This is a genomic window from Peribacillus sp. NPDC058075 (assembly GCF_042885195.1).
Classification (GTDB): domain Bacteria; phylum Bacillota; class Bacilli; order Bacillales; family DSM-1321; genus Peribacillus.
Map to the genome: position 1 here is coordinate 1,556,584 of NZ_JBHVSL010000001.1, position 13,662 is coordinate 1,570,245.

Consider the following 13,662-nt stretch of genomic DNA (forward strand, 5'->3'; position numbering starts at 1 on the left):
AAAAGTGCTGACGCAATCAAAGCGGTCAGCACTTTTCGATGGACATCATTTATTTCTCTTTTTGCAAAGTGCGTTTTCATATACATTTAGCACTTTTTGAACGGCTTTATCGGGTGACCAATGATCGATTCCCCACTTTTGGGCATTTAATCCAAGGTTTTTCAAATAGGATTCATTCTCCAATAAGTAATTGATATGCGCGGTCAACATCTGTTCATCCCCCGCAGGTGATAATACACCTGTAATTCCATGTTCGATGATTTCTGGCACTCCTCCCACATCACTGGCAATGACTGCTTTTCCGGAAATTTGCGCTTCAATTACAGACAACGGCTGATTTTCCATCAAGGTTGGAAGAACGAGGATATCCGAAAGAGATAACAAATAAGGAACATCATCCCGCCTTCCCATAAAAATCACATCACTTTCCAAGCCCTCGGCTTTGCTTTTGTTTTTCAACTCCATTTCTTTGGGACCATCCCCAACAATCCAGCAAACCCAATCATCTCTTGTTCTTTTTAATTCTGAGAGTGCGCCTAGCAAATGATGCACCCCTTTAAACTCATTCAGGCGACCTGTATAGATAATCACTTTTTTATCGGTTGGGCGTTGGATGTCGGTTTTTTCGTCCACTCGCTTCATGAAGGATTCGATGTCATATCCATAGTGAAAAACACTAAGTTGTTCTTTCGGCACTTGAAATTCATCCGTTAATATATTTCTCATCCATTCATTGGCTACGATTGTAAAGTCAGCCGAGGTCGCACCTTCATATTCGAGTCGGTTAAAATAATCACACCCATGTTTTGCGTAGCTTTTATTTAGCGTATTGGAGCTGTAGTGCGCGCTCCTTAGCTCGTGAGCGACACAACCATGAAGGGTAGCGACAAGAGCAGTTTTTTCGGATCGTATCCGGTTCATGCAGACTGTCGAAAATATATCTTGTGTATGAATGACATCATATTTTTCCAAACCTAAATGATTAGCTGCTAACTGAAAAAAATCACACTTTGAGGCATAATAAGCAATCACTGGATCACTATGGAGGGGTGAACCTTGTTGTTCATTTAATACTTCTGGAGGCAGTGAATCCCTATCTATCCTACGGTTTTCGTTAATGATATGAACATATTCATGGTTTTCGCCATAGCTTAGGAAATCTACCTCATGACCAAGAGTTACAAGCTTTTCCTTTAATTGCTGCATATAGTTCCATACACCGCCAACATGTGGTGTTACCCAAAAAGTGGCAAGTAATATTTTCACGGTAATCTCCCCTTATCATGCTTTTGATACTCCATTTTAAGTTATCTCTTTATAACTATTCAGGGAAAAAATGATGCTATAGACGAATCACATGGGTTTATGTAGCTTATTTAAGGGATTTCCAAGTTATTTGTATATCATTTCATAAAAAAAGTGCGAGTGCTTGTCCAATCTAGAAGCACTCGCCGTCAATATAAAGAGGGGTAAATTAATTATTCTTCATTGCCCTTAGAAGTATTTAGTTGGAAAAGGCAGCTGCGTAAAAGCTTTCTGGGCCAGTACGAGTCGGTGCTACGACAATTCCGCCAGGTATACTTATGAACGATTGATATACTAAAAAGTTATTAGGGGAGGGTGGATTGAAGTCTGCTCCTGCTAGGGTGATTAACGTTTCGGAGGCAACACCTAAACCTGCAACGGGTAATGTTAGTTGTGCTGAATAAACGAGTACTCGTCCAACGCCTGTCCCTCTATAAATTTCAATGTTGACAGGAGTTAATAAAGCAGCTAGAGAGCTAAGAGTTGCGGTGAAAGTGAATTCCACCCGGAGGTTCGGTCCAGCACCCGTAGTATTAAGGCCCAATGTTCCGAAGAGTGCAGGTGTAGCGGTAACCGGAACGGAGATGGAATCCCGATAACTTGCATTCTGCGAGGTTTGTGCATCTAAAAATATTCCCAAATTATAACACCTCTTTTTGTTGGAATACACTAACATATTAATTTGAGAAGCTTTTTGTATAGACAAGTTATTCATGATATGAATATTTTTATCTGAAAGTATGTTTGGCATTTCCCTGTCGCAGCATATTGACCCATTATGACAACCCTTCTGTAAAATCCACTTCCCGAATTTCCTTATATATGGAAACGAATACTCCCACATTATCACTTCAAAAAAAGTCCAGCATTTTAAGATATTGTTCATCGTTAAGTGTAAGCCCTTTTGACGGTAGATGTGTGAGCAGCCCATAGCAATAGAGGGGTTTTAACATAGTGTAATAAGAGGACTGTGTTTATGATTACTATGAATTTATAAAATAACTGCCAATGGTGATTTTTAGAACTAGTTAAGAGCGATTGTTCATGCTGACCCAATGTGTCAGAAAAATACCAGTATATCCGGAATCCTTTTATCAATGAATATCTGGATAACCTTGAGTTGATTAAAGCGGTTATTATATCAATAATGATTGGATGAGAAATCAATGAATCAACAAGGGAAATTAATGATTACAGGGGCTAGTGGGTTTACAGGCAGGCATGCATGCGCGCACTTCCTTAAATCAGGATTTGATATTACGGCGATTTCAAGAAAAAAGATGAATTTTGATGGTAGGATACATGCAGAATGCTGCGATTTGACAAATGAAAACGATGTAAACAATCTTATCAAAAGGACCAAACCTCAATACCTTCTTCATTTAGCCGGACAAAACCACGTTGGGGAGTCATGGTCGGAGCCCGTATCGACTCTTGAGGCAAATACCATGTCCACTGCCTATTTAATTGATGCAATTCGCAAAGAAAGTCCAACCTGTAAAATGGTGATAGTTGGCTCTGCTCTTCAAATTGATCCTGGTTCGATCTCTTCCATTCCACATCCTTATAGTTTAAGTAAAACACTTCAAGTACTTATAGCACAATCATGGGCAGTTTTATATAACATGGACATCATCATTGCAAAACCATCCAATCTAATTGGACCTGGATTTTCAAATGGGGTATGTTCCATTTTTGCGAAAAAAATCGCAGAAATGGAAAGGAAGGGAATGGAAAAGGTCCTTGAGGTCGATAATCCGAATGACCAACGTGATTTTCTGGATGTAAGAGATGCAGTGAGAGCTTATGACTTTCTTTTGAGAAAGGGGCGGTCGGGAGAAACGTATGCTGTGGCTTCAGGTAATAATCGTTCTTTAAAAGAAATCATAGAAGGCTATAGGTCGGTAACAACGGGTGATATCAAGGTCAATTCAAAACGAAATGATTTAATCGAAAATAAAGCGGCAATCGATCCTATTAAGCTAGTGAATTTAGGATGGAAGCCAAATATCCCACTTGAATCATCTTTAATGGACATCCTTGCCTTTCATCGTGACTTAATGGAAAAGTGATAAATCAATTGTAGGAAGTCGAAAAAATACACTATTAATTATTCAGGAGGGTAGGCAATGGAGCCGAAAGTATCAATCATTATTCCGTTTTATAATTGTCCCTATATAGATCACGCCATTCAAAGTGCGCTTGATCAAACATATAAGAATGTAGAGGTCATTGTCGTCGATGACGGATCGACAATTTATACTGAAAAAATCGAGCCGTTCTTGGAACGAATTCGTTATTTAAGAAAAGAGAACGGGGGAACTGCTACGGCATTGAATCATGGGATACGTGCTGCTACGGGAGAATATATCGCTTGGTTAAGCTCGGATGATTATTTTCTTCCTGAAAAGGTGTCACTGCAAGTTTCGTTTATGCTTGAACATAATGCTAAGGTGAGTTTTACGAATTTTGATAGTATAAACAAAAATGATGAAGTCATTCTATCTTGGACCGGCGAACGCTTTTCAGATATTGAAAACGGAGTGTACCATGCTTTTTTACTTCGTAATGCCGTGAATGGCTGTACTGTCGTTTTGAAGAAAGATGTATTCGATGCTGTTGGTTACTTCAATCCATATCATCGTTATACCCATGATTATGAAATGTGGCTTCGTTTATTGGTAAATGGTTATAAAATGTATTATTTGGATGAAGTCTTAACGAAGTTCAGGATACATGAAGAATCGGGTACAAGCAGATTCCAATCTGAAATGTTAAAAGATATTCTTACGATTGAAACCCATTACCGGCCCATTCTCAAAAAAAATGTAAGGAACTTATAGTGCATGCTTTTTTATAACAAGAAATGGAGGAATCATTATGTCGGAAGGTCTTCTCGATATATTTATGCATATCCCCAAAACAGGTGGAACGACTTTAAATGAAATATTTAAAAAACAATACAAGCTTAACGAAATATTTGATCATGACTCATTTCAAATGAAGATGATGAAAATGGACGAATTAACAGAAGCGGAAAAGAGGAATATCAAAGCGATTACAGGTCATTATTTCTATGGGATACATCAGGAGTTTTCACGGCCATTCAATTATTTTACGATGTTACGTGACCCGGTTGACCGTGTCATTTCTTCCTATTATTTTTTGAAGGATTATCCTGGCTATGAAATGGTAAAAGACATGAGCTTGGAAGAGTTTGTAGTCAAAGGGCCTGAAGCATCCAATTTACAAACATTGATGGTATGTGGCAGCCAGGAGATTCCTGACATTGAAAAAGCTAAGGAAAACTTAAAGACATTTGCTGTGGTGGGAGTTACTGAGTTGTTCAATGAAACACTTTTTTGCTTAAAAAAGGAATATGCCTGGGGGGATATCCATTATACAAGAAAAAATATTACTAAAAATCGCTTGGCCAAAAAAGAAGTGCCATCTGACTTAATTCACTTGATTAGAAAATATAACGCATTGGATTTGGAATTATATGATTTTGCTAAAAAACTTCTTTACGAAAAACTTCAATCACTTACAGTAGACGAGCAAAAGCAATTGGAAAAATTCCAAATGGAACAGAGCGCCTCAAACTAGTTCCTCATATGACAGTCCCCGATATTAAGAAATCGCCGGAATGGAAAAATTCCGGCGGTTTCTTTTCACTTGGAATCTATTCCTAAGGACTCTAGCATATTGATGAAGTTTTGAGCATACAAATCAGGATTAAAATGAGTTTTGACGTGCTCAAGGGCATTTGACCGGATGCTTTCCCTTAATGTCTGGTTATTCATTAATTCCTTTGCCTCTCTGACTGCATTATCGATATTTCCTAAAGAATAAAACTTCCCCGTTCGATTATGAATGATTGAACTCCTTACCCCATCTGAATCCGTCGTCAGCACAGGGCATCTGCAACTCATTGCTTCAAGGAGTGCATAAGGGGCACCTTCAACTTTTGAAGTGGAACATAAAAAGCCTCCGGAATCCCCAATTTCAGAGAAAAAATCAGCCATTTGGGAATTTGGGACATTTGAATGCAAAGTAAGCTTTGAGCTTAAATTTAACCGTTTTATTAATTTATTGAATTTATTTCTTTCGATAGGGTCACTTAAGGTGGGATCTTCGAACATAAGTAATTGTATTTTCGGATTATGATTGTTAATTAGTTGATAACCGATCTTGAGGAATTCACTCCAATTTTTATTATCTTCGATCCTTCCTATCCAAGCCACTTTTCTATAGCCGTCTAAAGGTGTGGGTTTGTAGCAGAATTGATTTGTATCAAAGCAATTATTAAAACTGAACTTTGGGAACGTTGGGTAAAGTTCATCTAATAATTGCATGATATGAGGAGTCTTTGGGTTAAGGAACCCATCTGCATGGGCATTGACATCTGGGATGGCATTTGAAAGAGCCGATCTTGCCACATTTTTTGGACCGTAACCCTGGATTTCGATAATCATCTTTCCTTTATACCCCATGGACCTGAATCTCGGTAATGTTTTGAAATCTGAAACGACAACGATAGCGGAATAATCTCCATCTTCCAAAATTTTTTGGATTTCAGCATCATCGTTCGTAATAAAAGTTGGGGCACTGTGGTCATTCAAGAAATTCCTTCTGTTATCATAATATAGATAATGAGCATCGATACCGTGATCTTTTAGTGCGGCAAATCGTTGCCGATTTAATGTTTCCACTCCACCACTTGGAACATAAAAAACAAACAATATATTCATTATTCCCCTCCTTAAAAATAATGGAGCATTAGGTTGGACTTACCTTTCCAGGCAACAGTCATCACAAATCGATCCATTTTAAATGGATGTGTCAAAGAGCCATGTAATATACGTATGATTAACTAATTGGATTTATAGCGTTTTAATTTGGAATGACTCGTTTGGGAATCGTTCATCACTTAATAAGTGTGAAATAAATATTAATAGGAAAATGAATGATTCATTATAAAACGGATAGCCCTTGATGCTCACGAAATACATGGTAATCAATTGAAAGGCGGTTCATAAATGTCTAAAGTATCGATTATTGTTCCATTCTATAATTGTCCATATATCGATAAAGCTTTGGAAAGCTTGTTCAACCAAACCTACAAAAATATGGAGATTATCGTAGTCAATGACGGTTCTACATTATATTCAGAAAAAATCGATCCGTTTCTGGATAAAATAATATATATCAAAAAGGAAAATGGGGGAACGGCCAGTGCATTGAATACCGGCATCAAAAATGCAACAGGTGATTATATATGCTGGCTTAGTTCAGATGACATTTTTAACCCTGAGAAGACTGAGATTCAGTTGAAAGCAATGGAAAGGGAAGATGCACGTTTCAGTTATACTAGTTATTACTGCATTGATGATAATGGAGAAATCATTACTCCGATTATAGGGATATACCCACCTAATCAGCTTGAACTTATTAAAGCAATGATCCGAGGAAATATCATTAATGGCTGCTCGGTCATGATTCACAGAAAGGTATTTGAGCTCATCGGATTATTTGATGAGTCGCTTCTATACACACATGATTATGATTTATGGTTGCGGATCCTGCAAAATTTCAAATTTCACTTTGTGCCTCAACCGCTATTGCTATATAGGATTCATGCAGAAATGGGCTCTAAAAAGTATGAAGGCCGCATTAAAATGGAAAATAGGCTGGTGGTTAATCGACATCATGCCAAAATGAAAAAATTATTGGTAGATGAACTTAGGAAACAACAATAGGTGAGCATGATGTAAAGGAGGTCCCTGTGTTTATAAAACAGGGGCTTTTTTAGTTGTTGGAAGGGCCTGTCTTTCTCACGGGACCTCGAGGGTGGCCAAATGAAATTTCCAATTTCATATATGAATCTATAACATACATAAAGCTCTTCGCATATCTTATAGAAATCATTTATTTTCCTTAATAAAAAGGGACTGTCACCAATAAAAGCTTATGTCAGGAAGGGCTTCATTGCGTTAATCGACAGTGGACGAGCGTCAGTGCATTGGTTGATAACAGGGGACAACAGGTACGTTATAAAAAAAGGAATGCTTTGTAGGAGGAGAAAATGAGAAAACTCATTATATTTGCGTTTATCGGATTTCTGGCTCAGCTGATCGATGGTTCATTAGGTATGGCATATGGGGTTACATCCACATCGATGTTGCTGACATTCGGAATCGCACCGGCAGTGGCCTCTGCATCCGTTCATCTATCAGAAGTCGTGACAACGGCCGCATCTGGCATTTCACATATGAAGTTCGGGAATGTCGACCGCCAGGCCCTTTTCAAATTAATCATACCTGGATCTATCGGGGCATTTGCAGGAGCGTGCTTTTTAAGTAACTTACCTGGTGATCTGATAAAGCCATACATTTCGATATTTCTGCTGATTCTTGGTGTGTATGTACTTTTCCGCTTTTTAAGAACATCTAAGACTAAAAGTGAAATGAAATCAATTAATCTTACAAGAAAAAAATCGATCATCTTGGGATTGATAGCGGGCTTCGCAGATGCAACGGGTGGGGGCGGTTGGGGCCCTATTACAACTCCCGTCCTATTATCCCAAGACGGTGTTCCTGCCAGAAAAGTGGTTGGTACAGTTGACACGAGTGAGTTTGCAATTGCTGTTTCTGCAACCGTAGGGTTTCTCATTGCGTTAGGTTGGCAGGAAGTGAATTGGTTTTGGGTAACCTCCCTGATGGTAGGAGGGATTATTGCTGCCCCGATTGCTGCATGGATCGTAACGAAATTGCCATCTTATTTATTGGGAGTCCTTGTCGGGGGTTTTATCATTTTGACGAATGCTCGAACGCTGCTTGTCACATGGTCTCTCCAGGATCATTGGGTCACCGTCATATATATTCTGATATTGATTGGGTGGGCAGGTTCTTTGGCATTTGTCATCCGGAACAACAAAAAGGGGTTCCATAAAGATTAAAGGGGAGATAGTGTGAGTAAACAGGAGAATATCCATCAACACCCTTTTTCAATTACGAAAGAGCTAAGGCAAGCTCAGCACGGACATAAAAGCTATATTCTTTGGTTTACTGGTTTATCAGGGTCAGGTAAGTCAACCATCGCCAACATGGTCGAGGGAAGACTGCATGAGATGGGAATTTCAACATATATTTTGGATGGAGACAATCTACGGAATGGATTAAATGAAGACCTTGGTTTCAGCTCTGGTGACCGTAAAGAGAATATAAGGCGAATCGGAGAAGTCTCCAAATTATTTGTGGATAGTGGAATAGTAGTGTTGGCCACTTTCATTTCACCTTATGCAAGGGATAGGGAGGAAGTAAGAAAAAAAGTACAACAGGATGAGTTTATTGAGATTTATGTAAAGTGTCCCATCGAAGCCTGTGAAATACGGGATCCCAAAGGATTGTACAAGAAAGCTAGAAGTGGGGAAATCACCTCCTTCACAGGCGTTTCGGCTCCATACGAAGAACCGGAAAATCCGGAGATACTAATTGAAACCAGTCAATACACCATTGAAGAATGTGTGCAGCAGGTCATGAATTATTTAAAGGACAATGGTCTTTAATATCGACATGGCCGAATTTGAAAAAGAGAATATGAAACAAACCATATCTAATGATTGAGGGGTTATAAATGAAGGTTCAAAGAACCAGTATCGATCCACATGGCGGGAAATTGATTCAACGTGAATTATCAGGAAATGACCGTGTGGAATACTTGGAAAAGTGTAAATCCATATCGTCCCTGACCATCTCGAAATGGAATGTTTCCGATCTGGAAATGATTTCAAACGGAGCGTTCAGCCCGCTTGCAGGATTCATGGGAAAAGAGGATTACCGAAGTGTCATTAAGGATATGCATCTGGCAAATGGCGTGCCATGGACGATACCGATCACTCTTCCTGTCACGAAGGATGAGGCAAATAGGCTGAACATCGGCGATGAGGTCGCTTTATACAGGGATGACGGTGAACTTGCTGGTATCATTCAGGTGGAAGAAACGTTTGAATACGATAAACTGGAGGAAGCAAAACTCGTTTATAAAACTGACGATCCCAATCACCCGGGGGTTAAAAAGCTGTTTGGACAAGGGGATATCTATGTTGCCGGACCAATTTATTTAATAAATTGGTCATCGCATGAGCCATTCGGGGAATTTCATATGAGCCCTTCTGAAACGAGAAAGATGTTCACGGATTTAGGTTGGAATACAATTGTCGGTTTTCAAACGAGGAACCCAGTACACCGTGCACATGAATACTTGCAAAAAACAGCATTGGAAACCGTTGATGGACTATTGTTGCATCCTCTTGTCGGTGAAACGAAAAAAGATGATATACCTGCGGATGTTCGGATGGAAAGCTATCAAGCCTTACTAAATGGCTACTATCCAATGGATAGGGTTTTACTTGCCATATACCCAGCAGCAATGCGCTATGCAGGGCCTAGGGAAGCAGTATTTCATGCAATTGTTCGAAAGAATTATGGGTGCACACATTTTATTGTCGGCCGAGATCATGCGGGTGTAGGCAATTATTATGGCACATATGATGCCCAAGATATCTTTAGCCAGTTTGATCCGCTGAAAATTGGCATAAAACCTCTGTTCTTTGAACATAGCTTTTACTGCAAAAAATGTTTGAATATGGCTTCCCTGAAAACATGCCCCCATAAAGATGAAGACAGGTTTATATTAAGCGGGACCAAAGTCAGGGAAATGCTGCGGAACGGTCTTGTCCCGCCACTTGAATTTACACGTCCAGAAGTGGCTGAAGTTCTTATTAGAGGCATGAAGATGAATGAAGGCGAGTAAGCTATGGGAAACGCGGGGAGACCCACGATGTTATGAGAGATACCGACTATTGACGAAATGGTTTTGGTTCAAACTATGTAGGTACCTATAAAATTATCGATTAAGATCGTGATCGTATTTTCGCTGATACAGGAAAGCATGGTATGCGAATGCCTTTTGTCTTAAGGGCAAAATTCAAGGAGGAAAACACCAAAAAGAAGGAAGTGCAAAAAAATAACAATTCCATTTGAACAAACGAGCCTGTATCCACCTTGGATCAGGCTTTTTTTGTATTTTTAAGACCTTGAAAAAATCATGCTTGAATCTGCGATTGTCCAGAATTCTTTTTGAAAATCACCTTCGTTTTAAAATGTGAGAACAAATAACAACCTATAACCACAATACCGCTACCAATTCCTTGTACCCACGTCATTTTTTCACCTAATAATAGAAAGGCTAAAATTGCAGTAAAAATAGGATTGAAATTCAAGAAAATACCTGATGTTGTTGTACCTAGTTTTTGTACACCAATGTTCCAAAGTACCATACATGCAACAGTTGAGATAACGCCTGTATACAAAATAGATTGTATGAAAGAAGTATCTATTTTATATACTGTAAAATTGGAAAAATTAAACGGAAGAAGAACGATAAGTCCAAATATCCCAGAATATAAAGTAGACATCATGGGTGTTGTTGTTATCATGGCCCATTTGCTACAAACGGAATATATTCCCCAAACGCATACAGCAGCCATCATATATAAATCACCCGAATTAAATCGTAATGAAAGGAGTAGATCAATATTTCCTTTTGAAAGTACAAGTATTACGCCAATAAGCGAAAAAAGCATAGAAAACATTTGTAAAATATTAATTCTTTCTTTTAAAAAGAAAAATGAAAAAATAGCAATTGAAATCATGTTTAATGTTGATATTAATCCAGCATTAGTTGCGGATGTTTTCTCTAATGCTACAAATTGTAATAGGTTAAATAGAACCACACCTGTAATTCCCATCAAAAATAAAGGAAGGATTGCACTTCGAGAAGGAAATATCCTTCTTTCTTTCCACCATACAATTGGCAAAAGACAACTAATAGCAATGATCCACCTTAAACTCGTCAACGTCAGCGGAGAAGCATGGCCGACAAGTGATTTTCCAACGACAAAGTTTCCACCCCATAATAAACTTGTTAAAAGTAATAACGAAAAATAATAATATTGCATATCTTTTTGCTCCTTTTTCATCTTTCACCGTTTAAGTGAAAAAAGATCGAAGCCATTGTGCACAATGACATTTCAATTTACATAATTAATTACTAATAATTTTAACATTTTAGTTCGTTAGTTAATATATTATTTTGTATAATAGAAGAAACTTAAAATAATATTAAAAAATATAGCTGATATACAGAATTTAATTAAGTTTTGACTAGTAGATGATACCGATTTTGGAACATTTGTAAAAGGAGTGACTATAAGTGGAATCTATCGTAAGCAAGGTTCTAGATCATGTTGATATTCAAATTTTAGATTTACTTCAAAAGGATGCACAGTTAAGCAATACTGAGCTTGCCAAGCGTGTCAAGTTATCTCCACCAGCTATACATTCAAGGATAAAACGTTTGGAAAATGAAGGATTTATTAATGGACAAGTAGCAATTTTAAACCAGGAGAAGCTAGGTTTTGATTTATTATGTTTTATTTTTATGAGTACGAATATACATCAAGCTGAAAAACTGGAAGTTTTGGAGAAGGCGTTAGCTTCTATGTCAGAAGTATTAGAGTGCCATTGTTTAACAGGTGAGTATGATTATCTTTTAAAAGTGGCTAATAAAGATAGAAAGGAATTAGAAATGTTTATTAGAAAGTTAAATAAACTAGGCATAACCAGAATTCAAACTAGCCTAGCTCTCAGAGAAATTAAATATTCTACAGTTTTACCCATATAGGAAGAAAAGTCACGTTCGAAAAAGTACACTTTTTCGAACGTGTTTTGTAGAACAAGAGGAGAGAAGTAGAAGAAGGAATAAAAAATGAAGTCCTTAAATATGGAAACATACAAATCTGCAGCAAGGATCAAAATGGAGAGCAGCAACCTCAGGCATGAAATAAAAGGGTTTGGCTAAAAAACTTGTCAAAAAAATAGCCTTTGCTAAAAGAGCACAAAGGCTATTTATTCATTATCAAGTTAAATTAGTATGTTGAACTTTAAATGCGTTTATTATTTCTTTCATGAAAATATCCTTCTCTAATTTTAAATATGAACGGAAATTCTCTTTATTCGTTTGAATTTGTTAAGGAGCCATTATAAATTGGATACTAGGAAACGAGTCATTTAAGAATATTCTTATTACTTCAAGAAAATTGAGATTCTGCTTTTGCCCTTAATCTTATAAAATCATTATATTGCTCAACTAGTTTAAGCACTGAGCCGTGCATCGATTAAAAAGCAGTGCACTCTTTATGAGTTGCACTGCTTTTTAAGATTTTATCCAGTTAATTATGGTCTTTAATTAGAAATCCGGTATTAAAGTATAGTTGAATGAATCGTACCTTTATTTATTTAACAAAACAGCTTCTTCGTTTCTAGGTTGTAGTGCCATTTGTAGTGCTATTTTTTCTTCATCGTTTAAAGGAACCAATGGTAAGCGGACACCTCCAACATTTAACCCCCGCATATGTAATGCTGATTTCACCGGTGCTGGGCTTGGTGCCGCAAATAATGCTTTCATAATTGGAAGAAGTTTACGATGCGTAGCGGAAGCACTATGGACATCGCCATTTTTAAAGTTATTGATCATTTCTTGCATTTCATTTCCAATGATGTGTGAAGAAACCGAAACAATGCCTGTTCCACCGATGGCTAGAACCGGTAATGTTAACCCATCATCGCCGCTGTATAATGTAAAATCACTAGTTGTTTTGCTAATGATTTGTGCCATGGCATCTAAGTCACCACTTGCTTCTTTTACTGCCACAATATTGTTGATTTTTGAGAGGCTAACAATCGTCTCTACTGACATGTTTACAACACTTCGTCCTGGAATATTATAAAGCATTACCGGTAATGATGTTGATTGGGCAATAGCCTTGAAGTGCTGAAATAATCCTTCTTGAGACGGCTTGTTATAGTAAGGGGTAACGAGCATGATTCCGTCTACTCCTGCTGCCTCTGCTTGCCTTGTTAAGCTGATAGAAGCTTTAGTGTTATTTGAGCCAGTTCCAGCTATGACTGGAACTCTTCCATCAACAACTTCAACCACAATTTTGAATAAATCTAGTTTCTCTTCCGTTGTTAATGTAGGAGACTCTCCAGTTGTACCAGCTATTACTAATCCATCAGAACCATTAGCAATTAAATAGTTTACTAAAGTTCTCGTAGCATTAAAATCAACCTCATCATTATGATTAAACGGGGTAACCATTGCGGTTAAAACTTGGCCAAAATTCATAACTACACACCCTTTTGTATAATATTTTTTAAAAAATTCAGAGGTGGTTAGGCCCATTCAGGAGTAAACGCAAAAAAGCAACAACGAGGGTTCGCTGCTGCAGAAGAA

At 37.8% G+C, this 13,662-nt stretch carries 13 protein-coding genes; 8 read left to right on the forward strand and 5 right to left on the reverse strand.

The genetic code is table 11. The features are described 5' to 3' along the window. Positions 1-45: 45 nt before the first annotated feature. Positions 46-1,266, reverse strand: a complete 1,221-nt coding sequence (locus ACFVS1_RS07820; protein ID WP_387546175.1) for a glycosyltransferase family 4 protein — start codon at positions 1,264-1,266, stop codon at positions 46-48. A gap of 238 nt (positions 1,267-1,504) precedes the next feature. Then, a complete protein-coding gene (locus ACFVS1_RS07825) occupies positions 1,505-1,945 on the reverse strand; it encodes a hypothetical protein (RefSeq protein ID WP_387546178.1) in 441 nt (146 codons plus the stop codon). A 526-nt stretch (positions 1,946-2,471) separates the two neighbouring features. Between ACFVS1_RS07825 and ACFVS1_RS07830 the strand changes: the two genes are divergently transcribed. The 3 genes from ACFVS1_RS07830 to ACFVS1_RS07840 are packed head-to-tail and all read left to right on the forward strand — an operon-like array spanning position 2,472 to position 4,911. Beyond that, entirely contained in the window at positions 2,472-3,377 is a 906-nt protein-coding gene (locus ACFVS1_RS07830) for an NAD-dependent epimerase/dehydratase family protein (RefSeq protein ID WP_387546181.1), read from the forward strand. Positions 3,378-3,434: 57 nt separating this feature from the next. Beyond that, positions 3,435-4,148, forward strand: coding sequence for a glycosyltransferase family 2 protein (locus ACFVS1_RS07835; RefSeq protein ID WP_387546183.1), 714 nt, complete (start codon positions 3,435-3,437; stop codon positions 4,146-4,148). Between the two features lie 37 nt (positions 4,149-4,185). Next, positions 4,186-4,911, forward strand: coding sequence for a sulfotransferase family 2 domain-containing protein (locus ACFVS1_RS07840; RefSeq protein ID WP_387546186.1), 726 nt, complete (start codon positions 4,186-4,188; stop codon positions 4,909-4,911). Positions 4,912-4,976: 65 nt separating this feature from the next. Here the strand turns inward: ACFVS1_RS07840 and ACFVS1_RS07845 are convergent, their stop codons facing one another. Beyond that, positions 4,977-6,056, reverse strand: a complete 1,080-nt coding sequence (locus ACFVS1_RS07845) for a glycosyltransferase family 4 protein (protein ID WP_387546189.1) — start codon at positions 6,054-6,056, stop codon at positions 4,977-4,979. Between the two features lie 288 nt (positions 6,057-6,344). On the opposite strand from ACFVS1_RS07845, the gene ACFVS1_RS07850 reads away from it, so the two are divergent. The 4 genes from ACFVS1_RS07850 (at position 6,345) to sat (ending at position 10,119) form a co-directional block, all read left to right on the forward strand. Then, the gene (locus ACFVS1_RS07850) at positions 6,345-7,064 is read left to right on the forward strand and encodes a glycosyltransferase family 2 protein (RefSeq protein WP_352922924.1); all 720 of its coding nucleotides are present in this window, start codon (positions 6,345-6,347) and stop codon (positions 7,062-7,064) included. Between the two features lie 326 nt (positions 7,065-7,390). After that, entirely contained in the window at positions 7,391-8,263 is an 873-nt protein-coding gene (locus ACFVS1_RS07855) for a sulfite exporter TauE/SafE family protein (protein ID WP_387546191.1), read from the forward strand. A gap of 12 nt (positions 8,264-8,275) precedes the next feature. Next, positions 8,276-8,872, forward strand: coding sequence for an adenylyl-sulfate kinase (gene cysC / locus ACFVS1_RS07860; RefSeq protein ID WP_387546193.1), 597 nt, complete (start codon positions 8,276-8,278; stop codon positions 8,870-8,872). Positions 8,873-8,940: 68 nt separating this feature from the next. Continuing rightward, the gene (gene sat / locus ACFVS1_RS07865; RefSeq protein WP_387546196.1) at positions 8,941-10,119 is read left to right on the forward strand and encodes a sulfate adenylyltransferase; all 1,179 of its coding nucleotides are present in this window, start codon (positions 8,941-8,943) and stop codon (positions 10,117-10,119) included. A 292-nt stretch (positions 10,120-10,411) separates the two neighbouring features. Here the strand turns inward: sat and ACFVS1_RS07870 are convergent, their stop codons facing one another. Then, positions 10,412-11,326, reverse strand: coding sequence for a DMT family transporter (locus ACFVS1_RS07870; protein ID WP_387546198.1), 915 nt, complete (start codon positions 11,324-11,326; stop codon positions 10,412-10,414). Between the two features lie 254 nt (positions 11,327-11,580). Between ACFVS1_RS07870 and ACFVS1_RS07875 the strand changes: the two genes are divergently transcribed. Then, positions 11,581-12,051 carry an Lrp/AsnC family transcriptional regulator gene (locus ACFVS1_RS07875; RefSeq protein ID WP_387546201.1) on the forward strand — a complete coding sequence of 157 codons (471 nt, stop codon included), beginning with the start codon at positions 11,581-11,583 and terminating at the stop codon, positions 12,049-12,051. 606 nt (positions 12,052-12,657) lie between these two features. Here ACFVS1_RS07875 and dapA read toward each other — a convergent pair. Further along, on the reverse strand, positions 12,658-13,554 hold the full coding sequence (gene dapA / locus ACFVS1_RS07880; RefSeq protein WP_387546204.1) for a 4-hydroxy-tetrahydrodipicolinate synthase: 897 nt from the start codon (positions 13,552-13,554) through the stop codon (positions 12,658-12,660). Between the last annotated feature and the right edge of the window lie 108 nt (positions 13,555-13,662).